Here is a 22,957-nt window from a genome sequence, read left to right as displayed (position 1 = left end):
CTCCCGGTCGCGATCCGGAAGCGATTCAGACCATAGCTCCGAATTCCATTGCAGTGCAATATGTTTCGTCATTTTGCCCGGCTTGACTTCGTGCGCGGTCAGAGCGTTCATGGTGGTGTACCCGCCACGGAATCCTCCAGGGGCCGACGCCAGCCGGAACGGCGTCGCCAGCGCCCCGGCGGGTACGCGGGGCCGGGCTGACGCAGACCGGATCGGCGTCTATAGCCCCGGCCCCACCCGCCCGGGGTCGCCCGACAGCGGGGCAATCAGACCGATCACCGGTACCAGGAGGGGAGCGCGACGATGAGCAAGGATCGACGCAAAGAGGAGCTGGAGGCCGAGCGGCGCGACCAGCCGGACCCCGACGCTGGTGACTGGATGGATTGGGAGGGCCTCACGATCCCCGATTGGGGCCATGCCCTGGTCGATGTCCGGGGTGGCACGGTGCGGATCTCGGTGTGGGACGCGATCAACAACCGCGACGTGATCTTGACCGTATTGCCCGAGCAGGCCGTCGAGTTCGCCGACTGGGTTGAGTCGGCCGCCGCAGCGGCGGCGGAGAACTTGGCGGGTATCCCGCCCCGCCCGCAGCCCGACTAACCGGCCGTCCAAGGTGACCGGCCCGCATGAGATGCGGCCGGTCACTCTGGCTGGTTTCCCCAAACTTATTGCAGAACAACATAATTCGGGCGAATCCCTATCCAACAAGCGCTTCCAATGTGCACAGACTCAGAGCTATCGTTTGACCACCGCAAACGCGGAGTAGCAAACGACCGGCAAGGAGAACCCGATGAACACCCAAACGTCGATCACCTGGATCCGCACCGAGGACCCGATTCGGATCGAAACCGGAACCTTGGTCCACTGGGTCAGCGCGACGGGGGTCGACACCGCCACGGTCGGAAAAGTGATCGCATACCCCGCGATAGCCCCCGACGGGATCGCGCACAACGAGATCGCCGAGATCCGCTGGACCGACGGAGAATTCGACCTGACCGGCCTCGACGAGATCGTGGGTATCCGGAACCCGACACCGGAGCAGATCGCCTCGGTAGCGGCCTTCTAGCCCCGACGCTGCCCCTCCTGCGAGGCCGTGAAATCCACGGTCTCGCCCTCGTTGTGAACCGGGGCGATCCCGGTGTGTTCCTGGAACCGGCGGCAGATGACATCGGCGTAGCGCGGATCCAGCTCGACCAGCCGGGCGGCCGAGCCGTGTTGGTGGGCGGCGATGAGCGTGGAGCCGCTGCCGCCGAACAGATCCAGTACCAGCCCGCCGGGGCGCAGGGAGTTGGCCAGCATCGCCTCGATCAGCGCGACCGGCTTCATCGTCGGGTGCTCACGGTTGGCGCTCGGCTTGTCGACCTCGAACACCGTGGCCTGAGCGTTGTCGCCATACCAGCGATCCCCGCCCCGACCGAGCCGCCCCTCACCGCCGGGGGTGAACCCGTACAAGATCGGCTCATGCTTGTAGTGATAGTCGCTGCGGCCCATGACGATCGTGTTCTTGGCCCACACCAGGTTCTGCCGGACCAGCACACCAGCCTCGCGCAGCGCGGTCTCGAACCGCACGCGTTCGGAATCGGCGTGTGCGACGTATACGGGTGCACCGGGCCTGGAGACTGCGACCATTGACGCGAACGCCCCGGCCAGCAGGTCTTCGAGATCGGCGGTGGCGTCATTGCGGATCCGCAACGCGTCCTTGGTCTTGCCGACGTAGTCGACGCCATAGGGCGGGTCGGTCCACACACAATCGGCCTGCTCACCTCCCATCAGCGCTTCGGCCACCGAGTAGTCGGTGGCGTCTCCGACTGCGAGCCGGTGCGGTCCGAGCGTCCAGATATCGCCGGGCACGCTGATCGGGTCGGCAGGCAGGTCCGGGACGTCGTCGGGGTCGGTGAAGGTCTCGCGCGGGATGATCTCGGCGACGAGCTTGTCGAAATCATCGCTGCTGTAGCCGGTTCCGGCGAGGTCGTCCAAACCGTCGAGCAGTTCGAACAATGCGGTGTGGTCGTAGTCGCCGAGGTCGGCGGTGCGATTGTCGGCGGCAACGATGCGCCGCGCGGTCTGCTCGTCGACGTCAATAATTCCGGCGGAAAGCTGATCCCAGCCGAGCTGGCGGGCCGCGAGCAAGGTGTGGTTGCCCGCCAACACTTCCATCGCCCGGCCGGTAAGAGTGCCTTCGTTGACCACCACGGGCCGGTACTGGCCGGTGGTGTCCAGCGACTGGGCGATCGCATCAATATTGCCCCGGCGCGGGTTGCCTTCGTAGGTGCGCAGCTGCTCGACGGCGATGGTCTCGAAGCGGATCGCGGTGACCGGTCGGCTCACGCGTAACCCTCGCCGGCCGCTGGGAGTTTCGCGCGCCTCGCGCGATGGGGGTACGCCGGCGGGGGGAGATTGCCCACTGCCGAGGAAGTGGACAAGCCGATCGCGTTCAACTTTCCACCCGCCCCTCCCTTACCGTCGTGCACGAGCATCGACTCAGAAGTCCGAGCGCACCCACGATCCGGCCGCCGGAGCGGTGTTGCCACGAGATCGGTTGCAGCGCAGGTGACTTGCTCGCGCGTTCGCCGGATCCAGAGCCAGGTGTGGGTGGGTGCTGACCGGATAGAAGTGATCGGCTTCGAAGCCGCCCGGCGCGAACCGGGGGGCCTCGTAGTCGATGGGCTGTCCGCACTGCCAGCACGGCAGCCTCTTGGCACGGAGGTCGGCGACGATGGCCCGCCACCGGTGGGTGTGGCGCGGGTCCATCGTCACCGTTCGCGCTGGTTAGAAGCTGCCGGTCGGCAAGTTCGCCGAGCCGCTGCCCAGCTGGGCCAAAGAATTCAGAAACAGGATCCACTGAATGAACAAAGGCATGTCGAGTCCTCTCGATGTTGGTCATCTATTCGGCGAACGGCGCGAGATGGATCAGCCGTTCGAGTCCCCACGACGCCATAAGAGCTGTCCGGCCCTGCGGCACGGCCGCAGCTTCACGTCGGACACCCTCGGCGACAAGGGCTTTGAAACCTCGGCGTGGATGACGACGTAGGAGGTCGGCTACCCAGGCCGGGTCGATCTGTGACAGGCGCAGTCCGTACAGGTCTGCTCCGGCTCCCGCTCCGACGAATCCGCCGGGGTCGGCCAGGTTGTCTTGCGCGCCTGCGGTGATATGTGCGGCGATGCCCGCACCGATCGCACTCGCCCGTTCGGGTAGCGCGCCATTGTCTTCGGCGATCAAGACCGCTCGCTCTGCGCTGACCACGGCGAAACACCGCCCAGGCGTTGGGGTTTCGAAGCTTATGTCGTGCAGCAACGAACAGACGTAGACCAGCTCGTCATCGAAAGCCACGCCATCAACGGCTGCCAGAACCCGGCCGAGGAAATAGGTCCTGAAGGAATGCTCGAGCATGTGCGGTGAAAGCTCCGCCCGTGCAATCACTTCGACCTCGCGAGCGAGCCGGGTGTCGGGTAACTGGATGTTGTCGAGGTCCAAGCGTGCCGAGCCACGGATGCCGAGCCGAAGCCGCAGCTGATCCGAGAGCAGGCTGGGAATCGATCCGAGCAGCCGCAGGGTCAGCTGGCCACGTTGACGTGGTGACAAGTTGCCGCCGGTCCGTCTGGCCCATTCCCAATCCATATCCGCGGGTGCGCCCATGACGTGCTCCTCTCATTGGAAGCGACGGGAGAGCACACGCAGGCGAGAACAGCTGGACCGCAACGTGTGTGGGCTTCAGCGGCGCCTGGTGCAGAGAGTGGTATGACGGGCACCGCGCCACGCGCGCGTTCGGCCCGAACGGCGACGACCCCGATCCGAAGGGGACGGATCGGGGTCGTCTGGGTACAGGTGTACCACTTGGGACCAGCGTCCCTGAGACGCGCGGTGGATGTCAAGCGCCGCTTTTCCTGCGGCTGTTGCCCACCCGCCAGCAGAGCGCTTCGGCGATCGACCGCCGACACCGGGCAGCTCTGACAGAATGCGGGCAGGGTGCTCAGGGCTGACCGCAGGAGGAGATGGCATGCGCGACTTCGCGGCGAAGATCTGGACGCCAGAGGGAGCTCGCCCGCATCTCCTCGTGACACCGATGCGCTGCAACTGGGGAGTCGCCGACTGGCTGTTCGCCCAGGGCTACAAGGCGCCGGGGGCCAAACCTCCCGAACGCCCTCTGGATGAATGGCACCCACAGTGGGAATCGATCGTGCGTCCCATCCCGAATACGGCGCAGCATCTGACTCTGGCGTGGCTGGATCGGCTGTCGGTCGACACCCCCGCGGGCAGCGACAGCGCACTCGTGCAGGCAGTGGAGGACGCCCTGCGCGAATTCCCGACGGTCTATCTGAACTACACAGACGTGGTCGCGACCGTGCACGGCATACACCTGCGTGCCGAGCCCACTCCGGAACTCGCCAGGCTCGCCACCGTTGCCGCGGACGCCATGCGAACCGTCTACGGCGCGAAGGCTCCGGTCGTGTCGCGACTGGATGACGCTGTCCCCTATGTGGGGCTGGCGTACGGATGCGCGGACGTCGACACCCCGCCACTGCGGATCGCGCTGAGCCCGGCGCGCGACGAGGTCACGCAGGTCAAGTTCGTCCACCACGACACTTGGGAGCAGGGGTGGCCGAACTACGACTGGATTCGGTCAGATGACGTCACATGCCGGATCGATGTCGACGAAAAGCGGACCAAAGACCGTCGCCTGTTTTACGCCCTGCACGACGACGATGCCGTCCCGCTCCACGGCCGACGCGATCCAGGTGTCCCGAGCTGGCCTCTGCCACCACAATCGATCCACATCGGTTGAGCGAGAACCTGATCCAACATCGTCAGGGATGAGGAACTGTTCACCACTGCCGCCCAGTATCAGCGCGGAAGTGCGGCGCGATGGCGCACCCCGCCGAGGCGCGCCTATGCAGCTGAGCGACCAGTTTCCGTTCGTCGGCGTCCGAGGTCATGAAGCGTCGCGGGCTTTCCAGCCTCGGCGTCGTGACTGCCTGGCCAGGACGTCCCGAACGAGGTAGCGCGGCGAGCCGTCGGCTCCCGGACGGCTGTTGATGAGTCCGCGCTGCACCCAGGTACGGATGGTCGAGGCCGGAATGCGCCAAAAGTGCTCGATGTCGGCGGCCGATAGTTCGGCGTCGAGCGCATGCTCGACCAGATGTGCTGGCAGTTCGACCGGCGCGACCCAGTCTTGGCCGAGTTCTACGGCGCGGCGGTCGAGTTCGGCGCACCGCTCCGGGGCAACCTGACGCAGAGCTGCCCGGTAGGACCCCGCGATCTTGCGGGCGCGCTGCAGCGCTGTGTCGCCGGGGAACGGCCACGGGTCGTTGGTCATGATGCTCGTTCCGTGTCGAGGACGCCGACGCCGTTGAGTCGGGCGAATTCTTCCTTGGCCCACACGGCGCGGCAGGACTGGCACGTCACGGTCTCCTGGTCGGCGGAGGAAGTCAGGGCCTTGATGCCGCAGACGTGACAGGGGTCCGGCAGCCAGATGCGGGTTTCGTTGAGGCCGAGGACTACTCGGGCGCGGCGGTGTAGATCGGCGAGGCCGAGGACGGCGTCGACACCATCGAGGCCGATGTGGATGAGTTCGTCACCGCCGTCGGCGAGTGGGGTCATCCGCCACCGCCACCGACGTGGCAAGTCGACCAAGGTGCCGAGGTTGGTGGCCAGGATCGACACGCATTTCTGGACGCATTCCTGGCGTGGAGTCGGTAGTGGATCGCCGCGAGTGATGGTGATTGCCCAGGCGAGGGTTTCGTCCTCTATCGCGGATTGGACGGTATCGATGTCGAGGCGGATCGGGATCGAGTACAGCGTCGAGTGAGTGACCTTCGGTGCTCGATCCTTGGTCGGCGGCAGGAGTTTCGCGGCTTCGAGTAGCAGCCAGTCGTCGTAGAGGGGGCGGATCGCCCCGAACGCGGCCTCCTCGCACACCCGGCAGAGGGTGTCGGGACGTTCGACACCCTTGCCATGCCAGCGACCGTCGTCGTCGCGGATTCGGGACTTGCAGCGGGCGCCTTGGCGGCATTCGTGGAGCGATTCGTCATGATGGTTCACGGGCTGCTCCGAGGTCGAGTACGCCTTGGCGGAGTCGGGTGCGTAGCGATAGGTCGAGATAGTCGCTGTTCAGGTCTATGCCGGTGTAGGCGCGGCCGTGGCGGTGGGCAGCCAATCCTGTTGTGCCGCTGCCGGAGAACGGATCCAGCACGACCCCGATCCGGTAGTCGTCGTGGCCGCAGTCGGTCCAGTCCGGAGGGTGATCATCAGCGCGAGACCGGTTTCGGGTTGGCGGTTGTCTGCAGATGCGGCAGCGGCGAGGTGGGCATCCAGCTTGGATGCACCGCTCGGCGATGCCGAGGGACATCACTGCGAAATGCGCCTCGGCGAACGGCTGGGTCGGCTGTTCCCAGACGTCGCCGGGATTGCGGCCAGCGGTATGAGCGGCGCCGTGGCGAGCGCCGTCGGCGACCATGTTCGTCTGCACGCCCCACGGTGTCGCGACACTGTTCGGTTTGGTGGTGCGCCCGGTCCGCGACCGCTGGGAGATGTCTCGCTCGCCGGTGTAGGGCTGGCGAATGGCGTCGAGATCAAACCAATACCTCTGCTGCTTGGTCAGCATGAACACCATCTCGTAGCGTGAGGACAGCCGGTCGGTGACGCTTTCGGGCATGGCATTGTTCTTGTGCCACACCACGGCATTCCGAAGAATCCAGCCGCTGCTCTGCAGCGCCAGCGCTACCCGCCACGGGATGCCCATCAAATTCTTCGGCGCAAGCTCGGCTGCCCGTGTCGGTCTCGGCACCATGTCGAGATGGGTTCCGCCGGTGAGGTTTCCGCCGCGATTGCCGCCTTGGCCGCCGGCACTGTAGGAATCGCCGAGGTTGAGCCAGAGTGTCCCGTCGTCGGCCAGCACACGCCGGACCTCGACAAACAGCTCACGCATCTTCTCGACATAATCCGACGCCGACGCTTCGGCACCGTACTGGCCGGGCACCCCGTAATCTCTCAACCCGTAATACGGCGGCGAGGTGACAACGCAATCCACTGAACCGCTGGGCATTTCGCGTGCAACGGCGAGTGCGTCACCCAGGTGCAGTGTGACGGTGTCGTCGGAGTAATACACAGTCATATGACCACCGCCTTGGAGCGGTCGGGCGGGAATCGTTCCGCCACAAAACGTTTCGATGTCATGCCACGGAACTCCCGGTTGCGCGGGTCACGCCCTCGTAGTGGCGGTTCCAGACCTGATCGAACAGCGCCCGGTCGGCCTCGGTGTAGGCGAAGACCTCACGCACCGTGCCGTTGGGCAGCTCCTGGAACGCCTTGTTCGGCGGGTCACCGTGCTCGGCGACGTAGAGGCCCTTGAGCCGCTTGCCGAACCCGGATGCCTTGGCCGCGATCATGTCCGAGGCCAGGCCCCGGGACTTGAGGTAGTCACTGACGTAGAGGGGGACGTCCTGGGGTGTGATCTCCGGTGCTTCGCCGAGGCCGCGGGCCAGGACGATCCGCGCCTTTGCTTCCAGATGCTTGGGGTCGATGATTCCGTGGAATGCGGCGATCAGTTTCGCTTGCGCGGTCGCGCGCCCGACGAGTTGGTCGAGTTGGTCGATCGTCGCGTTCGGGTTGATCGCGCCGCCGTCATGGAAGTACGCGTCGAGGGCGTCAGCGGCCTCGGTTTGGTAGGCGCGCACGATCGCTCTGGCGGCCTCGCCCACACGATTCTCGTCGATGGTGGCCAGCCACATCGTCAGCGTGCGGCGGTCGATCATCGCCATTTCGTAGATCTTGCCGTCGCTTCCAGTCGTGTTGCTCATCAACACGACTGCCCACGACTTGGTTCGAAGCTTCTGCAGTTGGGAGGAGAACGCGATTCCCAACGCGTCGCACATCGGCCGGAGCGCGGCGAACGGCTTGCCCTCGAGCAGGGTGGCCAGCAGCGGGTCGCCCGCGCCCGGAACGGGAATGCGGGCGAGTGCAGCAGTGTCGGTGGTGAGGTCGAGGTGGTTGGAAATCATGCTCGGCTCCTTGGACGGACAGCGGGATCGAAGACGGGTGCCGGGTCAGGGTGGAGGCGGCGCAGGCACGCCAGCTCCGGTTGGTGCCTCGAGGTCGGAGGTTCTGCGAGCGGTCTGGGCGTCGATGGCGGCTTGTGCGCGTCGGCTCGGTGCTCGGGCAGCGAAGTCGTTGACCACCGAGCGTGCGGCGGTCCAGGGGCGGCAGACCGGGCACGGGATGGGCCGGTAGTCCTTGTCGTGGCCGAGCCATCCCCGGCGGCACCGCGCGTCATGGTCGTGGCCGTTGTCGCGGGATCCGTTGCTGCGATCGAGGGTCATGAATTCATCCCCAGCTTCGCGCGGGCAGTCGTGAGTTCCGTTGGTGAATCAGCCACGCGGGTTAGGTTGGTAATGGTTGGTATGGGTTGGTGGCGTATCACCGGTGATCCCCAGACTTGCTCGAAATGATCCCCAGACTTGCTCGAAATGATCCCCAGACTTTTTCCGGTGACCCCCGTACAGGGATCACCAGCGATCCCCAGACTTGCGGCCTGTGGATAACTCCGGGTATCGCCGATGATCCTCAGAGTTGTGCTGGGGCAACCACATCCAGGGATCACCGGTGATTCCCAGACGTGGAGTGTTCGTCCGGGTCGAGCATCGCCAGATCGCAGACGTTCGACGGCATCGTGAGCCGGTACTCGTCGGCCTGGGCGGCGTGCCGGTTGCCCTGCTTCGTGCGCTCGATCAGCCCGGCATTGCGCAGCAGCGCCAGGTTGCGTTTCACCGTCGGCTCCGACACACACATCACCCGCGCCAGACGCTCGACGCCGGGAAGGATGTGAGAGCCGTCGGCATTGGCGTAGGTCGTCATCATCAATCCGAGATACTTTGCGCTGCTGGGTATCTGGATGCGCCGCACGATGCGCTGCCATTCGAACGTGTCGACCGGTTTCAGCTGGTGCACCATTGTCGTTGCCGTGGTTGGTTCCACGAGGCACCCACCACCTTCTGTGTGTGCTGATCCGGTCCCGTGCGGCTTGCGGCGCGGCTCGGCGGTCTGTGGGCCGAGCCCACAAGGGTTCGGTGGCGGAGTCCGCTGCGGTCGGGTTGGTCATGGCGCCTGCGGACGTCGTTGGCGCCGGCGTTCCTCGGCGGCGTGGTGATACCGGAACCAGGCGCGGGCCGAAGCGAAACCGAATGCGCGGGCCAGCAATTCCACATCGTGGTCGCAGACGCGGGTGCCGTCGGCGTACCGCAACTCCGTCATGCGCTCACCCCTATCGGGTCGCGCGCCATCAGATGCCGGTATGCGGCGACCGCGCACGGGGTGACGACGGCGTTGCCGATGATGCGGAGCTGCTCGATGCGGGAGAGCCCGATCTCCGGATCGGTAATCCAGCCTGGGGGCATCATCATCATCCATTCAGCGAACGCCGCTGAGAGCCTTGGTTTTCCGTTCTTATTCGGTTCAGTCGGGGACGGTGCAGGGCGGGTCAGCCGTTCCTGGCGGGTGACGGCGTACTGGTAGGCGCCCCAGCGTGGAGAGCCGTAGGCGAGGGCGTAGTCGATGAGCTGGCGGGTGTGGCCTTCTCGTTGGTCGGGGTGCTGGCCGCCGCCCGTGCCGTCGGAGGCGGTCGGGGTGGGTAGTAGTTCGGCGGATACGTCTCGTATGACGGTGCGCAGGTCCAGGCCACCGGTGCCGTGTGAGTCGCTGGCAAGCGCATACACCGCAGAGGGCAGCATGAGGTCACCGCCCGAACCTCGTTGGTTCGGTGAGCCTTTCGTGCCGTCGCTGGCGCGAGGTGTCGGCAGCAGGGCTCCGTCGGCGTGCGCGCGAGCGAGTCCGCCGAGCAGGAGCTCGTCGGCGCGGGCACCGGAACGAGTGACGTGTCCGCCGGTCGCGTCGGCGACCGACGGGGTGGGCAGCAGGCTCAGGTCCGGGTCACCGTGTCCGGCGGCGAGTCGTCGCCGTCGGCGCGGGGCCGCCCCCGTCGGGTATGCCCGGGTGGGTCGGCCTGTCCTTTGTGGTCGCCGGCGGTGGGAGTCGGCTGAGTAGGCGAGGATGAAGACGCGCCGACGTCGGTGGCATCCTCCAACGTCGGACGCTCGTAGGCTCGTCCACTCTGCATCGAACCCGAGCGTGGCCAGCGCGCCGAGTACGGCACCGGCAGCCCGGACAGTAGGTCGATGGCGATGCCCTCCCAGAGCATCCGGCGCGGATTCCATTCCGCGTACGGCGTAGGCACTCAGTAGTCCTTCCACGTTCTCGATGAGCACGTAGCGGGGATCGAGTGCCACGATCGCCGCTGCCATGTGTGACCAGAGCCCGGATCTGGTTCCCTCACCCAGTCCGGCGCGGCGGCCAGCGAGGGAAACGTCCTGGCAGGGAAAGCCGCCGCAGATTACGTCGACGGGTTCGACGGTGCGCCAGTCGATCTCGGTGACGTCACCGAGATTGGATACATCTGGCCAGTGCCGGGCAAGCACGCGTCCGGCAGCCGGATCGTTGTCGGCATGCCAGGCCAGCCGTGATCCAGGAAAGACCTGCAGGGCGGCCAGGTCGAGGGTGCCCGAGCCGGAGAACAGCGACCCGATGCGAATCTCGCTCGCAGAGCTGGTGAGGCTGGTCATGTGGCACCGTCCGCGTCGACTGCGGCGAGGATGGCGGGCAGTCTGCGGTCCCATCCGTCGCGCCATTCGCCGATGCGGGCGGCGTGCTCGGGGAGCACTGTGATCGGCATGAGTGCACCGAGGAATGATTCGCCGCATCGCACGAGCAGCCCTTTGGTGCCCTCGTGGGCTTCGAAGGTGAGGGTTTCGCGGTAGGCGGTGGCTGCGGCCTTGAACCGCGCCACGTACTCGCCTTGAAACACGAGATCTTCCAGCAGTACTAAGCCGGTCGAGTGGGCACGGATGATGATGCGCGGCACCGCGTTCAGTGTGGTGCTGGTCGGCAGGCGCGGCACCTTGAGGGCGCGGCCGTCGAGCATGCCCGAGCAGTCCACGACGGTGACCGATTCGTCGTCGGTGTCGATGCGCACCAGATATTCGGGGGCGTCCGAGGCCGGTGATTCCTTGCCCGCGGTGAAGATGCCGAGCACTTTGGCCACGTCATCGGGCAGCAACTCGAAGACATACGGGCCCTGCCGGTCGTGGTCGACGACCGAGACGATGGAAAGACCGAGAGTGAACCGGTCGCCCGCGGTCACGGTGACGTTCTGGTCGTCGACGGCTAAGCGGATGGCATGCCAGTCCGAATCCGACGTGGTGCTGGCGTGCACCCGGACAGCGTTGAGCGCGGCGCGTAGATCGGCCGTGCCGAGCGTGACACTGGCCCTCACTGCTCACCATCCGGACCCTCGGCAGGCGGTTCGGCCGATGCGACTGCCAGATCAGTTGTCTCCGGTGCTTTTTCGGTCTTGCGTCGGCGTCCGGCCTTGCTGATCTCCTCGGCGGTCAGCTGTGTCTGAGCGGGAGTAGGGAATTCGTCATCGATGGAGGTCTCTCCGCGTTTGATGGACTGGTAGATGGTGGAGAGCTGGCCGACGTCGTGGCCGTTCCAGTCGTTGGATGGGCGACCGATCTTGTCGTCGAGCTGGGCGCGGGTCACGCCGATCGCTTCGAATCCCTTGATGGCGTTGGCGATTCGCTGGGTGAGTGGCTGGCCGCCGCCGTTTTCGAGGGTGGTGTCGCAGTTGGTTTTGGCTTCTTCGGTGAACCACGACGGCATGACGTTGAAGATCATTTCTCGCAGCCGTCGCGCGCCCGCGTTGGCGTTGTTCTCGTAAATATCACGGGTTTCGGTGAGCTTGCGGGCTCCCTGTTTGGTGTCGCGGATGTGGGGGACGATGAACGTGGTCGCGCTGCGGGAGTTGGTTTGCAGATCCCAGGCGTAGGCGAGCATTTCCGACTCGCCCTTGTCGTCGTCGCGGCGCAACTCCTTCACGCCGTAGTCGATATTTCCCCAGCACCGCGCGAGTTCGCGGGCGAGGTGGATCGAGGCACCGGTGACCTGCTCGGTGCCGCGTCGATAGCGGAAGTACGCCTTCTGGGCGACCGCCATCTGCGCGGTCGCATCCCGCATCTCCTCGACCGCGACGGACTTGTTCCTCGGCCGCTGCTGAGCGACGAACACCGCCGCCTGGACCTCGGCAACCGCGCGGGACTGTTCGACCGCGGTCGCCTGTCCGATCTCGGCGCGGGCGGTAGGCGCGGCGGCCAACGGTTGGTAACGCACGGGTGCGGTCACGACAGGATCTCCTCGGCTTGGTAGCGCACCCAGGCGGGTAACGCGACGGTGTGGATGCGGTCGCTGTCGTCGCCCCATTCGCCGCTGGCCTGGCATGCCGCGAACAGGCGGATCGCGTGCCGGTTCAACGCGTGCCCGAGTGCGACATCCTCGGCGGGCAGCTCGCACACGGTCACGAGATAGGGCGGGGTCTTGGATTGGGTGACGAACAGGAACGCGGGGTGGTCGTCGATGCCGAGGGCGCGCAGGCCCTCGATATAGAACGGGTGTTGCATGTAGTAGCCGAACGAGGCTGCGGCGGAGGCGAATGCCCGGTGTCCGGAGTCCTTGGAGGTCTTGTAGTCCACGACGACCAGGCGGCCGTTGATCTCGGTGAGCCAGTCGGTGCGCAGCCGCAGCATCGCCCCGGTCTCGGGATCACGCCACCATCCCGACAGCTCGGCCTGCCCGACCTCGAACAGCGGGCCGGTGACCGGATGCTCGCGCACCTTGCGCGCCATCTGCTGTGCCTGTGCATCCTCGTGGGCCAGCAGCGGGATCAAGCCCGCGGAGTGCGCCTCACGGCGGCGGCGTTGCGCCTCGCCGGTTTTCCAGTCCGGTTTATCGATGACCGCGATGTCGGCACCGACGCCGAGCACGTACCGGTGCGCGGCATGACCGAAATCGAACTCCGGCTTGGCCGCAGGGGCGTGCAGCTGCGCGTAGCGGAACTCCCTGGGCGAGCGCATCACCAGGGTGCGCGCCCCCGATGACGACAGCGACGACGTGTCGGAGTGGTAGAGGCTGTCAGGGATCCCGGCATACAACCCAGGCGCGTCCGGGAGTGCGGGCGGGATGTGTCCGGCCAGTGACTGCTGGTGCACAGCAGCCATAACCTCGACAACTTGCCCGGTCACCGCGAGCCGTTCGGGAATCGCCAGGTCTACCGATACAGGGATCACGTTGTCACCGAATGTTTCTCGATCACCGCAAGCAGCGCCTGACGGGCGCCGCGTTCTTCGAGGTCGACTCCGGCATAGATGCCGTGACGCCACCCCTTGTCGAGCGCGGTGAGCCCGAGACGCGCGCAGTCCAGCCCGACCAGGCAACTGGTGCAGATTCGCCGTGGGGTGACCCGGTCGGCCGGGATGGGTCGGCGACCGGGCTGGGTGCGGGAGATGGGGAAGAACACCTCCGGGTATGTGCTGCGACAAGCGGCCCGATCCCGCCACTCGTAACTCACACATGCTCCTCAGCGATGGCAGCGAGATCCTGCCCGAGCTGATGCAACGGTGTACCGGCCGGATTTACCAGCAGCCCGCGTGCGATACGCGCGACCTGCTCGGCCATCGGCGCGACGTCTCCGGCATCGCCGGGGACACTGGCTGCAGTGGTGAGTTCTTGTTTGGCGGCTTGAGATTCATAGATCGCGTTGACCAACGCGATGGTCATCGACGCTTCCTGCAGGTGGCGGTGGCGATCGAGCACACCGGCGACGGCCGCGAGATTCTCCTCGACCGCGCGGCCACCGCGCGGGCCGTGCGGGGATTGCGCCAGCGCCAACCGCACCGATCCGATAGTGGCCGCTTCCAGCAGGTCGGCGGCCTGCAGCAGATCCTCGTTGGCGCTCATGCCGCCGACCCCCCGTCGCTGTACTGGTCCTCGGAGGTCGCCGTCTGTGGGTCGTCGGTGGCGGGCTGTTCGCGGCGCAGCCGGTCTCGGATGTCCTCCACGGAGCGCGCATGCGGGATATCGGGCCGGTGCCTGCCGTCTGTGCGGCTGTCGTTGTTCGACATATGTTCTCCTGGAACGCATTTCGATAGGGATGCACGTCCCGGAAGGGCAGGTGTTGAGGTGCACCTGTGGCCTCCCTTCCGGGGCGTGCGCCCTCGAGCGGTCGTCGGCGGGCCGCGCGAGGGAGTCTGAGAGGGGCGTCAGCCGCGAGCGCGGTTGCTCGAACGACGACGCCTGCGCGGGGCGAACCCGGCAGCATTGGGCGTCACGGCATACCCGCGCCGGGCGGTGAGCTCTTGGGCTTTGGTGATATCGGATTGAGTCAGATACCAGCGGCGTCCAGCCTTGTGGCCGGGTAACTCGCCGCTGCGCAGCTTGGCCAGGTACCAGCTTTCGGTCTGCTTGAGGATGGCCGCGCCCTCCAATACCTCGAAGGTCTGCTCGATCGGCGACGCCATGCGCCTACGGTCGACCTCTTCGGCCTCCACACTCATGCGACACCGCGCAACGTGCGCGTAGAAATATCGCTGACTGCGCGTTTGGCGGGAACAAAAAGCAGTTCTATCGGCACCTCGAGAGCCTCCACGATGCGCGCCGCCAGCTCGGCCGAACAGCTCGGCTTGTCTCCCGTGCAGAGCTGGCCGATGAAGCTGCGTGAACATCCGGCTACCTGACTGAGAGAGTCCATCGTGTGGCCGCGCTGATGCATCAATGCCCGAAGAGTTTCTCCTGATGTCAACCGCATCGTGATCCTTCCGCCCCGTGGTGAAACTGTGTTCGAATGCGACCGATACTGCCAGGTAGAGGACCGGATTTCAAAGAGGTATTGATCTTTTCACGCGCAGCTGGTGGACAATCTCGCGTGTCTCCAGTTGCAAGATATCGCGCAGCCTGCGTATTCTGCGGGCCCGTAGCCGTACGATCTGGTGGACGAACGGGCACACCCTCTCGGCGTGGCGAGGGTGGCGGGAACAGTGGAACGGGATGTCCGGCACCACATGGACATTCGGATCGGAGGCGATCAATGAGCGAGTTACGCAAGCTCATCCAGCGGCACCTGGACCGCTACGGCGTCAAGGAAGCAGAGTTCGCCAGACGTATCGGCAGCACCCCGCAAACCCTCTACACCTGGAAGCGGCGCGAGATGCGGCAACTCCCGGACAAGCGGATCCTGGAAGGGATCGCCGAGGAGGCGGGCTTCCCGTATTGGCGGGTGCTCGACGCCGCGTTGGTCGACTCGGGGTACCGCAGCGTGTACCCCGATGCGACCGAAATCTGCCAGCGCCTCCGAGGACTATCGCAGCAGGATTGCCTATTGATTGCCCAGGTAGCGACGGAGTTGGCGGCCGGTGACGCTACGGCAGGGCAGCGAACCACTGGTGATCTAGGCCCTATTGTCGGAGTGGGGCAGCGTGGCCAAACTCGGTCTCAGACAACGGACGTCGGCGGCGAGTACCAGCCGAGCCCGTGGATCGAAGACCTGCTCGATGGCGGTCGGCAGGTTATCGAGACGACGAGCGAGGGGGAGCGCACCCAAAAGGGCTGAACGTTCAACGCGCCCACGAGGGCCGCGCGTTCAAGGGGAGGGGGAAACGCATGGGTTTACCGGACTGGACTGTCGAGGGGTTCCTTCCGTCCGGATGCTGGCCTGCGACATTGGACGAGGTGCACGAGCGACTCGTCGCCGATGCTGAGCATCGCGATGCTCGCCAAGTGGTCTTCTACGCACTGCAGGCATATTTCGGCCAAATTCGGGAATTCATGAGTTCGGGGTGGATGCGGCTCGACGGTTGCTTCGTGACCCGCGACGGCGAACCTCACGCTGCTCACGGGCCGGCACTCACCTTGACGGTGTTCCCAGCGAACCTGGCTGAATTGGAACTGCTGAATCGGGAGGGGCGCAGCAGGATGCGAAAGTTGTTCACGATGCGCGACGTCATCGTCGTCGGTGACGCGCGGACCAATCCCTATCTTGACGTCGTCCATCCGGTCGGCGACCACATTGCCGCATTCCTGGGCAGCCACATCAGTCAGCAGGCGTGGCTACAAGGGTCGTGCGCGGGCGTGGACGCCACGCCTCGGCACCGGGGGTTCGTGGAGGTCTGGTGGTAAGCAATCCGTTTCGTCTGGCTTTGAAACACCATCAAGGCGAAGGATTTACCGAGGAGTTGCTACGGTCGTCACTGTTGGCCGCTGAAGCACACTACTTTCCTCATGCCAGTCCACGATTGACCGTCGCGGCCGACGACCCGCTGACCGCACACACCTCGGCGGCAATCGCTCTCGCCCTGGCGAGTGCCACCGCGCTGTTCGGGCGTCATCGCCTCGAACCGGGTAAACGACTGTCGCTCAGGCACATCAGCGTCTGCGACCTCAAGGCGCTGGTTCCACTCGCGTTCACCTCGCACACGCTGGTCTTCGGCCTCCCGACCCAAGTACCCGACGCCAACGACGAACCACTCGACGACACCGAACTGAGCCCATCGCAAGTCGAACAGGCTGCGCGTGAGCTGTGCCAGACGCTTCCGTCGTCGCACTCTGACGACCTGGCAATCGATGCGATCCTGTCGCTGCCGTTCAGCCAGCGCGTCGCCATCGGGCAAGTGGTCAACGCCCTCGCCGAGACCAATCGCTCCCTGACGTTGGAATTGCGGGGCACGGTCGGCCCTGAGAGTTCAGTGCTGTCCTACGAGCAGGCCGAGTTACTGCACACCTGCCTGCTCGACTTGAATCGCCACACCGAAATCGTCACCGCCACAGGCATTCTCGACGACCGGCGCACCGTACGCCGGAACTTCTACCTCGAACGCCCTGACGGAGACATCCACGGCTCGGTGGACGAGCCGATCCTGGCCCAGCTTCCGGCGCTGATCCGACAGCGGGTCACCGTCCGCCTGGAACAATCGATGTCCGCCTCCGGCTCCGACGGCTTCCGCATCGCCTATCGCTTGCTGGCCGTCGGCTCCGCCGACCCCGAACTCGAGTCGCCGCCGCGTTGACTCCGCGCGGGCTTGGAGTCCTGTGCTTGACCGCGTGCACCGGACTCCAAGGTCTCAGCGACCACACCCAGTAACTCCATCGCCGCACGCACCTGCACCGCAGCACGCTGCTGCGCCTCACCAGCGGTACCCTCGGTGCGATAACGGTCGAGCCCCTCCACGATCACCTCTGATAGCGAGCGGCCCTCACCTTGCGCGCGAGCCATCGCCTCGTCCCAGACCTCGTCAGGCACCCGCACACTGCGCAACCGCCCTGCTGCCATCAGCTACTCCTTCACATTCGACATGCGGTCTGCCACCGACGAACTCCCGAACCGCGCGTGCTGGCAGTTCCAGTGTTCCCGACGCGCTTGCTCGCGTTCATCCCGGCCGAACTCCGCGAACGTCGAACACCCTGCCGGGAAACCTTCGACATCCCGGTCGAGCACGATCGTGGGACTGGCTACCGCGAAGTCGAACTGCGGGCAGATGTAGGACGCCTCGCCGTCGTAGCTACCGAGCTCCTCGGCCGGGCACTGCGCTTCGACGAAGTCATAGCCCGGTCCGGGCCGCAGGACCGCCACCCGTACCCACCGCATACTGCTCACGATGCAACCCTCCAGCTCGAAGTACGTATATACATCCTAGCCATGACGTATTTACGTTGAATTCCCATTCGGGGCCTTCCGCCGCCTCGCCCGTGAGTGCCGCAACGGCACGAGGCCGTGGTGTGCCACGGCCTCGTCGCGGGCGTGTTTATCCGGTGGCCAGGTGCAGGTCGGTCCAGTAGACGACCGTGTGGCCGATGTCGCGGCGGCGCTCGCTGGGGGCGAACTCGAGCAGGTAGTCGCGGATCGCGCCCGGATTCTCGCCGTCGCCATCGCGTGCGGCCAGCGCGGATGCGATGTCGAAAGCGACCACTATGGCCGCGCCCGGGTCCGCGGTGACCACCGCGATGCAGGTCCGGTGGCGAGTGCCACCGCTGTAGTCCGTGCGGAACTCGATCCCGTCGTGCGCGTCAGCAATCCCCCGCAGGGTCATGGCGTCGATCGCGGTCATCGGCTACATCCTCTCCATCCGTTCGGGCGCTTGCCCTTGGTTTGTATATATAACGTTAGCTCTGCCGTACTCGTAATGGAAGTCAGTATTTCGACCTATTAGGTTGTACAACAGGCTTTTTCGGTGATCATTTCGCTTGACTCGTTAGGGTCGTGCAGAGCTAGTGTGTATATACAAGAACGGACCGGCTAGCAAAAGGGACACCACCATGACTCAGCGCCCCAGAATCCTCACCATCACCGACCTCGACGGCGACCAGCTCGAGATCACCCCCACCGCCAGCGGCACCATCCGATTCACCATCGACGACAACAACGGCAACTACCAGAGCGTTGACCTCACCCCCACCGACATCGACACCCTCGTCTCGACACTGACCGGCCGAGGCATCCGGCGACGGCGTACCGGATCCGCAACGCGGCCTTCGCTTTTCCGCCGCAAGAAGTAGGGGGACGGCGGGTGGTGACGGCCTGACCGGAGCGGCCTGCGCCAGATCCGGGGACAAGGGAGGCGCTCGCGCGAATCTCACTGCGCGCGAGCGCCTCCCAATCCCTTACATCACCGGCGGGGCGTGATCGCCAGCTCGGTGACGCGGTCGTGGTGCCGGTCCAGGAACGGCACCACCGAGACGTACCCGAGCTGGGCGGCGACCTCCGCCACGGGCACCCCGGCGCTGAGTAGCCAGTCCGCGCAGGTGATGCGCAAGATCGCCAGGGCAAGCCGCCGGGTGCCCAAGCGATCGGCGACCGCCTGGGCGGCCGGTGCCCACACCCGCCTGCGGTAACGCAGCATCAACCCCGGCCCGCACGCGCCAAGGATCGAGTTGGTCGGTACGGAGGGCGTGAATGCCCGCCGGTTCCGTTCCGAGAGTTGAGTTGAAGGCGCGCCCCGCCGGAAAGCCAGAAGCGGCTGGGCGCGCCAGGTCGCCCCTTTACTGCCAGCAGTTTTCGGCCGCCTCGCGGCTCATGTAGCCGAGCTGGCGGCCTTCGACGATCCAGGCGATGCCGAGGCCCTCGTCATCCGCATCCTCCGTTTCGGCTACGCGTCGGATGTTGTACTCCATGGGGTAGTTCGGCTGGGATGCCAGCCGTACGGGGGTTTCGGGGTCGAAGTCCTGAAGGAGGTTGATCAGTTCGCCGACGGTCATGTCTTCGCCTTTCCTAGGTTTGCCGTTGCCTTTGTATATACAAACCATAGCTCGATTGCCTGCTCTTCTGAAGTCAGAGTTTCATCAAAAACAGTGCTTAACAGCACTTTTCATCGCAGCGCGACACCTTGACTCGTTGACTATCCAGAGGAGATGTGTATATACATCAAGCGTTAACCGACAGTCCGTAGGAGGGCAACCACCATGAGCGCAGCGACCGACGCCGAGAAGACCTACCTCGCGATTTCCAGCGAGGTCCACGACCTTGCCCTCGGCGCGTGGAACGGCGGCGGGTCGGCCTGCGCACCCGCGGGCTCAACGCAAATCGTGTACTGGCCCACGGTCGTGAAGCTCGCTGACTGAGACCACAGCCGTCGCCCGCAGGCGACGGCTGTGTCGTTGTCGGGGACAAATCCACCCGCCGCGCGACCAGTCAGATCGTGCCCGCTCTGACGCTCGCTCCGCGTCCGGTTGCGGAGCTGTCTGCGCTATGGCCAATTGCGAAGCCACATGCCGCAGCACCTCAACAGGTCCGACACCCACTCTTGTCCGGCCTGTACCTGTGGGTCGTCTGGGTCGACGCCCATTTCGCGGAGCGCATCGCGTTCGTCAGAGTCCATACAGGCTTCGACGGCGAGGAACTGCCCGAGGATCCTCCGGCTATGTGAATGTCCGGCGCTTCACCATTTCGAGCCCAATGATCACTTCGCCGACGCCGCGAATCTCACCGCTCTTCCGATCAGTCGACCAGGTAATGCGCTTCGATGTAGGCGACGGTGGAGTCGTACGGTTCCCCCACCGGCTTCAACATGTACCGGCGGAAGACGGCGGCGGTGGCGCGACGGGCTCCTCGGTTTCGGGCATCGGCGTTGTCCCATGACCGGGCGAGGGTGTTGGTGACCACCCGGTCGATCTCCTCGGCCAGGTTCCTCTCGGTAATTGTGAGGCCGGAGGGTGCGTGGTCGTGGATGATCCGTGTCAGGACTCCCACGCGGTCCTCGTCCAGCACGATGGCTTCGTCGGGGTGCTTCTGGGCGTTCACGATGGCGCGAGCGATCCGAAGCGCTTCGGCCAGGAACTCCAGGGCGTCGTGAGAGTTCTGGATGATCCGGTCCCGCAGCAGCCTGATCCGCTCAGCGAGGGCGGTGTACTTCGCAGACCCCGGTTCGACGCCCTTATCGAGGGCGGCCTTGATGTCGTGCAGGATCTCTGCTGCGGACGGCGGCGTCTTATCCGCGCCCTTGCCGGGCTTGAGGCGGACCAAGGCCAGCAATTCCTTGAGGATTGCAATGCCCTGGGCGTCCAGCACGAGGGCTTCCTCCTGGGAAGCGACCACGGAGAATGAGTGGACGTGGGCATTGATGATCTCCAAGACCATCGGCCCCAGCTCGCTCAGCCGTTCCTTCCGTTCCTCGTCGGAGGACTTCTTGAGCAGGGTTGTGTACACGGACCCGAACAGCCCGAAGCCGTCCTGGTACTTGGCAACCCGATTGTCGGTGTTGATGTACGGATACAGGCGGCTCAGAAGCCGGTAATCCTTCGTAAATACCTCGGCCGCACCAGGATTGACGTCGAGGAAGCCGTTGATAGCTCGCACGGACTCGTATCCATGGACCGTGAGGTCCAGGCCGTCCACGTCTGCGAGGAGATCTTCGATGCGAGCGAAGGTGGTGCGGAACTCGGTGACCAGCTCGGACACGTCGGTGACGAACCCGCCGCCGTGGTCGGCCTCCGCTGCGGTGGGGTCGGCGACGGCTCGCTGAACCTCTCCGGCCAAGCCGATGTAGTCGACGACCACGCCGGTAGTCTTCACGAACCCGGTCGGGGAGACCCACGTACGGTTCGGGCGGCTGATCGTCTGGAACAAGCTGTGGGCCTTGAGCGGCTTGTCCAGGTAGAGGACGCCCTCGTTGGGTGCGTCGAACCCGGTCATCAGCTTCGCGGTCACCACCAGGAAGCACAGCGGGTCATCCGGGGTCAGGAATCGCCGCTTCTGATCCTCCTCCTCGGTCTCCGAGAGCTTGAACGGCTTCATCGCGGGGTCTTCGTCCTTGGCGTCCGAGACGGAGATGTTCACCTCGGCAGTAATCCGGTCGTGCTTACCGACCGCGGCGAGTACCTGTGACGTCTCGAAGCCGGCGAGCAGTTCGTTGATCTTGTCGGTGTACGCCACGGCCAGCTCACGGTTATAGGTGACGACCTGGGCCTTCAAGCCGTTGCGATAGGCGCCGGACAGGTAGTGGTCAACGATGTCCTCGCAGACCGCGTGAATACGGTCGGGATTGGTGAACACCGAGGTGAGCCGTCCGAACTTACGGGACAGGGCCTCCCGGTCGGGGTCATCAAGGTCGAATTCGTCAGCGAACTGGTCGAATTCGGCCTGCAATTCCTCGTCGTTCATTTCGAAGGACACCGGGTGTGGATCCAGCATGACCGGGACGGTGGCCCCATCCAGCAGAGACCGGGACACCGAGTATCGGTGCAGCACCCTGCCCGGGTCTTTCTCCTCGCCGAAGAGGGCGAAGGTATCGGTAGCGAGGTTCCTAACAGGGGTGCCGGTCATGCCGAAGAACTTCGCGTGCGGCAATGCTGCACGCATCTGCCCGGCCAGAGACGTCGACCGTTTGGACTGGGTGCGGTGTGCCTCGTCGACCATCACGATGATGTTGCTGCGAGTCGACAGGTTCTTACCGGCATCGGCGAACTTGTGCACGGTAGTGGAGATGACGCCACGCACGTCGTCGGCCAGCAAAGAACGCAACTCTTGACTGGTCGTTGGCTGCTCGAAATAGTCGTCCCCCATCGCCGAGGTGAAGACCCCTGATGTCTGCCGGACCAGCTGGGTCCGGTCCGACAGCAGGATGATCGTAGGAGACTCGGTGCGGGTGTCGGCCAGCAGCAACGAAGCAGCGAACACCATCAGCCACGTTTTCCCGCTGCCTTGGTGGTGCCAGATCAGGCCCTTCGACCCGCCTTCCAGGACCCGATCGTGGATCAGGTGTGCGGCTTCCATCTGCGGGTAGCGGGGCAGGTATTTCTTGTCCACCCCACCCCCGGATGTGTCGAACAACGCGAAGTTCGCCAGCATGTCCAGGACGGTGGCCGGGTTCATCAGCAGCTCGACCGAGCGCTGCACATCGGCCTGTCCAGACAAGTTCTCGTCGTCGGCGGTGGACCGGAACGGATGCCACAGGTTCGTCGGTGCACCGGCCGCGCCGAAGCGCAGCTTCAGCCCGTCGGAGGCAACGGCGAAGACATTGGGGGTGAAGAACCACGGGTACTCGGTGGCGTACACGTTGTTTATCTCCCGGGCTGCGCCCGCCCACCCCGACTTCGCGGTCGGGGACTTCACCTCGACGACGACCAGGGGCAGCCCGTTGACCCAGTACACGAGGTCGAACCTGCGGGAAGTCTTGCCGGGCACGGTGATTGTCACCTCGTCCGACACGACCAGCGTGTTCGCAGTCGGGTCGGTCGGATGCTCGAAGTCGATGACCTTTAACGCATGCCACACGCCCTCGTCGTCCCGGAATTCCTTCAGTCCGCGCAGGATGTGCAGTACCTGCTCGTTGGCCCGCACCAGCCCGCCCTCGACAGCGTTGACCGTAGCGACGATCTCCGCGACCACGGCGTCCACGTCGAACCCGTCGATCACGCCAGCATTGAGCCTGACGATGGCGTCTCGTAGTTGGGTGGTGACCACCGTCTGCGTCGTCTCACGCGGCAACGCCCGCCCGGCCGTGAAGTTCCAGCCCATCGGGAGGGACCACTGGATCATCAGGTTCTGGAATTCACGCTCTCTAACGCCTTTAGCCACTGCTCAGATCTCCA

General features: G+C 65.1%; 33 protein-coding genes. 8 read left to right on the top strand and 25 right to left on the bottom strand.

What is annotated here, in order from left to right; all coding sequences use genetic code 11:
• Positions 1 to 303 precede the first annotated feature (303 nt).
• Positions 304 to 600, top strand: a complete 297-nt coding sequence (locus NA11_RS27440) for a hypothetical protein (protein ID WP_069164899.1) — start codon at positions 304 to 306, stop codon at positions 598 to 600.
• Between the two features lie 190 nt (positions 601 to 790).
• Positions 791 to 1,066: a hypothetical protein gene (locus NA11_RS27435; RefSeq protein WP_069164898.1), complete on the top strand. Its 276-nt coding sequence runs from the start codon at positions 791 to 793 to the stop codon at positions 1,064 to 1,066.
• On the opposite strand, the gene NA11_RS27430 is transcribed toward NA11_RS27435, so the two are convergent.
• The 3 genes from NA11_RS27430 to NA11_RS27420 form a co-directional block, all read right to left on the bottom strand.
• Positions 1,063 to 2,328, bottom strand: a complete 1,266-nt coding sequence (locus NA11_RS27430; protein ID WP_245746208.1) for a DNA modification methylase — start codon at positions 2,326 to 2,328, stop codon at positions 1,063 to 1,065. The genes NA11_RS27435 and NA11_RS27430 overlap by 4 nt on opposite strands.
• A 153-nt stretch (positions 2,329 to 2,481) precedes the next feature.
• A complete protein-coding gene (locus NA11_RS27425; RefSeq protein ID WP_069164897.1) occupies positions 2,482 to 2,751 on the bottom strand; it encodes an HNH endonuclease in 270 nt (89 codons plus the stop codon).
• A gap of 133 nt (positions 2,752 to 2,884) precedes the next feature.
• Complete coding sequence (locus tag NA11_RS27420) at positions 2,885 to 3,637, bottom strand: HD domain-containing protein (RefSeq protein ID WP_069164896.1); 753 nt, start codon at positions 3,635 to 3,637, stop codon at positions 2,885 to 2,887.
• Between the two features lie 361 nt (positions 3,638 to 3,998).
• Between NA11_RS27420 and NA11_RS27415 the strand changes: the two genes are divergently transcribed.
• Positions 3,999 to 4,784, top strand: a complete 786-nt coding sequence (locus NA11_RS27415) for a hypothetical protein (protein ID WP_069164895.1) — start codon at positions 3,999 to 4,001, stop codon at positions 4,782 to 4,784.
• Positions 4,785 to 4,931: 147 nt separating this feature from the next.
• Here the strand turns inward: NA11_RS27415 and NA11_RS27410 are convergent, their stop codons facing one another.
• The 16 genes from NA11_RS27410 to NA11_RS44165 all read right to left on the bottom strand — a co-directional run bounded on the left by NA11_RS27410 (position 4,932) and on the right by NA11_RS44165 (position 14,687).
• A complete protein-coding gene (locus NA11_RS27410; RefSeq protein ID WP_069164894.1) occupies positions 4,932 to 5,315 on the bottom strand; it encodes a hypothetical protein in 384 nt (127 codons plus the stop codon).
• Entirely contained in the window at positions 5,312 to 6,040 is a 729-nt protein-coding gene (locus NA11_RS27405) for a hypothetical protein (RefSeq protein WP_069164893.1), read from the bottom strand. The genes NA11_RS27410 and NA11_RS27405 overlap by 4 nt, the downstream gene beginning before the upstream one ends.
• Entirely contained in the window at positions 6,027 to 7,112 is a 1,086-nt protein-coding gene (locus NA11_RS27400) for a DNA-methyltransferase (protein ID WP_069164892.1), read from the bottom strand. Before NA11_RS27400 ends, NA11_RS27405 begins: the two co-directional genes overlap by 14 nt.
• Positions 7,113 to 7,170: 58 nt before the next feature.
• On the bottom strand, positions 7,171 to 7,998 hold the full coding sequence (locus NA11_RS27395) for a phage antirepressor N-terminal domain-containing protein (RefSeq protein WP_069164891.1): 828 nt from the start codon (positions 7,996 to 7,998) through the stop codon (positions 7,171 to 7,173).
• A gap of 45 nt (positions 7,999 to 8,043) precedes the next feature.
• Positions 8,044 to 8,316: a hypothetical protein gene (locus NA11_RS45035; protein WP_141717874.1), complete on the bottom strand. Its 273-nt coding sequence runs from the start codon at positions 8,314 to 8,316 to the stop codon at positions 8,044 to 8,046.
• A 277-nt stretch (positions 8,317 to 8,593) separates the two neighbouring features.
• Positions 8,594 to 8,947 (bottom strand): helix-turn-helix domain-containing protein, encoded by a 354-nt coding sequence (locus tag NA11_RS27390; RefSeq protein ID WP_069164890.1) that lies wholly within the window; start codon positions 8,945 to 8,947, stop codon positions 8,594 to 8,596.
• Between the two features lie 144 nt (positions 8,948 to 9,091).
• Positions 9,092 to 9,247: a hypothetical protein gene (locus NA11_RS45865; protein ID WP_167837745.1), complete on the bottom strand. Its 156-nt coding sequence runs from the start codon at positions 9,245 to 9,247 to the stop codon at positions 9,092 to 9,094.
• Positions 9,244 to 10,611, bottom strand: a complete 1,368-nt coding sequence (locus NA11_RS27385; RefSeq protein WP_069164889.1) for a DNA cytosine methyltransferase — start codon at positions 10,609 to 10,611, stop codon at positions 9,244 to 9,246. Before NA11_RS27385 ends, NA11_RS45865 begins: the two co-directional genes overlap by 4 nt.
• Positions 10,608 to 11,321, bottom strand: coding sequence for a hypothetical protein (locus NA11_RS27380; protein WP_069164888.1), 714 nt, complete (start codon positions 11,319 to 11,321; stop codon positions 10,608 to 10,610). The genes NA11_RS27385 and NA11_RS27380 overlap by 4 nt, the downstream gene beginning before the upstream one ends.
• The gene (locus tag NA11_RS27375; protein ID WP_069164887.1) at positions 11,318 to 12,229 is read right to left on the bottom strand and encodes a hypothetical protein; all 912 of its coding nucleotides are present in this window, start codon (positions 12,227 to 12,229) and stop codon (positions 11,318 to 11,320) included. The genes NA11_RS27380 and NA11_RS27375 overlap by 4 nt, the downstream gene beginning before the upstream one ends.
• The gene (locus NA11_RS27370; RefSeq protein ID WP_245746207.1) at positions 12,226 to 13,170 is read right to left on the bottom strand and encodes a PD-(D/E)XK nuclease-like domain-containing protein; all 945 of its coding nucleotides are present in this window, start codon (positions 13,168 to 13,170) and stop codon (positions 12,226 to 12,228) included. The genes NA11_RS27375 and NA11_RS27370 overlap by 4 nt, the downstream gene beginning before the upstream one ends.
• The gene (locus NA11_RS27365) at positions 13,167 to 13,451 is read right to left on the bottom strand and encodes a WhiB family transcriptional regulator (protein WP_084655113.1); all 285 of its coding nucleotides are present in this window, start codon (positions 13,449 to 13,451) and stop codon (positions 13,167 to 13,169) included. The genes NA11_RS27370 and NA11_RS27365 overlap by 4 nt, the downstream gene beginning before the upstream one ends.
• Entirely contained in the window at positions 13,448 to 13,840 is a 393-nt protein-coding gene (locus NA11_RS27360; protein WP_069164885.1) for a hypothetical protein, read from the bottom strand. The genes NA11_RS27365 and NA11_RS27360 overlap by 4 nt, the downstream gene beginning before the upstream one ends.
• The gene (locus tag NA11_RS45860; protein ID WP_167837744.1) at positions 13,837 to 14,004 is read right to left on the bottom strand and encodes a hypothetical protein; all 168 of its coding nucleotides are present in this window, start codon (positions 14,002 to 14,004) and stop codon (positions 13,837 to 13,839) included. The genes NA11_RS27360 and NA11_RS45860 overlap by 4 nt, the downstream gene beginning before the upstream one ends.
• 138 nt (positions 14,005 to 14,142) lie before the next feature.
• Positions 14,143 to 14,436, bottom strand: a complete 294-nt coding sequence (locus NA11_RS27355; RefSeq protein ID WP_069164884.1) for a helix-turn-helix domain-containing protein — start codon at positions 14,434 to 14,436, stop codon at positions 14,143 to 14,145.
• Positions 14,433 to 14,687 (bottom strand): helix-turn-helix domain-containing protein, encoded by a 255-nt coding sequence (locus NA11_RS44165; protein WP_084655112.1) that lies wholly within the window; start codon positions 14,685 to 14,687, stop codon positions 14,433 to 14,435. Before NA11_RS44165 ends, NA11_RS27355 begins: the two co-directional genes overlap by 4 nt.
• A gap of 279 nt (positions 14,688 to 14,966) precedes the next feature.
• Between NA11_RS44165 and NA11_RS46175 the strand changes: the two genes are divergently transcribed.
• The 3 genes from NA11_RS46175 (at position 14,967) to NA11_RS27340 (ending at position 16,941) form a co-directional block, all read left to right on the top strand.
• Positions 14,967 to 15,488, top strand: a complete 522-nt coding sequence (locus tag NA11_RS46175) for an HAD family hydrolase (protein WP_069164883.1) — start codon at positions 14,967 to 14,969, stop codon at positions 15,486 to 15,488.
• Between the two features lie 50 nt (positions 15,489 to 15,538).
• Entirely contained in the window at positions 15,539 to 16,054 is a 516-nt protein-coding gene (locus NA11_RS27345) for a DUF6932 family protein (RefSeq protein ID WP_141717873.1), read from the top strand.
• Positions 16,055 to 16,128: 74 nt separating this feature from the next.
• Positions 16,129 to 16,941, top strand: coding sequence for a hypothetical protein (locus tag NA11_RS27340; RefSeq protein ID WP_141717872.1), 813 nt, complete (start codon positions 16,129 to 16,131; stop codon positions 16,939 to 16,941).
• On the opposite strand, the gene NA11_RS45030 is transcribed toward NA11_RS27340, so the two are convergent.
• The 3 genes from NA11_RS45030 to NA11_RS27330 form a co-directional block, all read right to left on the bottom strand.
• The gene (locus tag NA11_RS45030; RefSeq protein WP_141717871.1) at positions 16,884 to 17,204 is read right to left on the bottom strand and encodes a hypothetical protein; all 321 of its coding nucleotides are present in this window, start codon (positions 17,202 to 17,204) and stop codon (positions 16,884 to 16,886) included. The genes NA11_RS27340 and NA11_RS45030 overlap by 58 nt on opposite strands.
• 3 nt (positions 17,205 to 17,207) lie before the next feature.
• Positions 17,208 to 17,528, bottom strand: coding sequence for a hypothetical protein (locus NA11_RS27335; RefSeq protein WP_141717870.1), 321 nt, complete (start codon positions 17,526 to 17,528; stop codon positions 17,208 to 17,210).
• Between the two features lie 148 nt (positions 17,529 to 17,676).
• Complete coding sequence (locus NA11_RS27330; protein WP_069164879.1) at positions 17,677 to 17,979, bottom strand: hypothetical protein; 303 nt, start codon at positions 17,977 to 17,979, stop codon at positions 17,677 to 17,679.
• A gap of 208 nt (positions 17,980 to 18,187) precedes the next feature.
• Between NA11_RS27330 and NA11_RS27325 the strand changes: the two genes are divergently transcribed.
• Positions 18,188 to 18,427, top strand: a complete 240-nt coding sequence (locus NA11_RS27325) for a hypothetical protein (RefSeq protein WP_069164878.1) — start codon at positions 18,188 to 18,190, stop codon at positions 18,425 to 18,427.
• A gap of 110 nt (positions 18,428 to 18,537) precedes the next feature.
• Here the strand turns inward: NA11_RS27325 and NA11_RS27320 are convergent, their stop codons facing one another.
• Positions 18,538 to 18,771, bottom strand: coding sequence for a site-specific integrase (locus tag NA11_RS27320; RefSeq protein WP_069164877.1), 234 nt, complete (start codon positions 18,769 to 18,771; stop codon positions 18,538 to 18,540).
• Between the two features lie 139 nt (positions 18,772 to 18,910).
• Positions 18,911 to 19,126, bottom strand: a complete 216-nt coding sequence (locus tag NA11_RS27315; protein WP_069164876.1) for a hypothetical protein — start codon at positions 19,124 to 19,126, stop codon at positions 18,911 to 18,913.
• 204 nt (positions 19,127 to 19,330) lie between these two features.
• Between NA11_RS27315 and NA11_RS45855 the strand changes: the two genes are divergently transcribed.
• Positions 19,331 to 19,489 carry a hypothetical protein gene (locus NA11_RS45855; RefSeq protein ID WP_167837743.1) on the top strand — a complete coding sequence of 53 codons (159 nt, stop codon included), beginning with the start codon at positions 19,331 to 19,333 and terminating at the stop codon, positions 19,487 to 19,489.
• 376 nt (positions 19,490 to 19,865) lie between these two features.
• Here the strand turns inward: NA11_RS45855 and NA11_RS27310 are convergent, their stop codons facing one another.
• On the bottom strand, positions 19,866 to 22,943 hold the full coding sequence (locus NA11_RS27310; RefSeq protein WP_069164875.1) for a type I restriction endonuclease subunit R: 3,078 nt from the start codon (positions 22,941 to 22,943) through the stop codon (positions 19,866 to 19,868).
• Between the last annotated feature and the right edge of the window lie 14 nt (positions 22,944 to 22,957).

The sequence above is a fragment of the Nocardia altamirensis NBRC 108246 genome (genome assembly GCF_001612685.1).
GTDB lineage: Bacteria > Actinomycetota > Actinomycetes > Mycobacteriales > Mycobacteriaceae > Nocardia > Nocardia altamirensis.
Note: the sequence above shows the minus strand (reverse complement) of the source record. Positions and strands in the feature narration are given on the sequence as shown.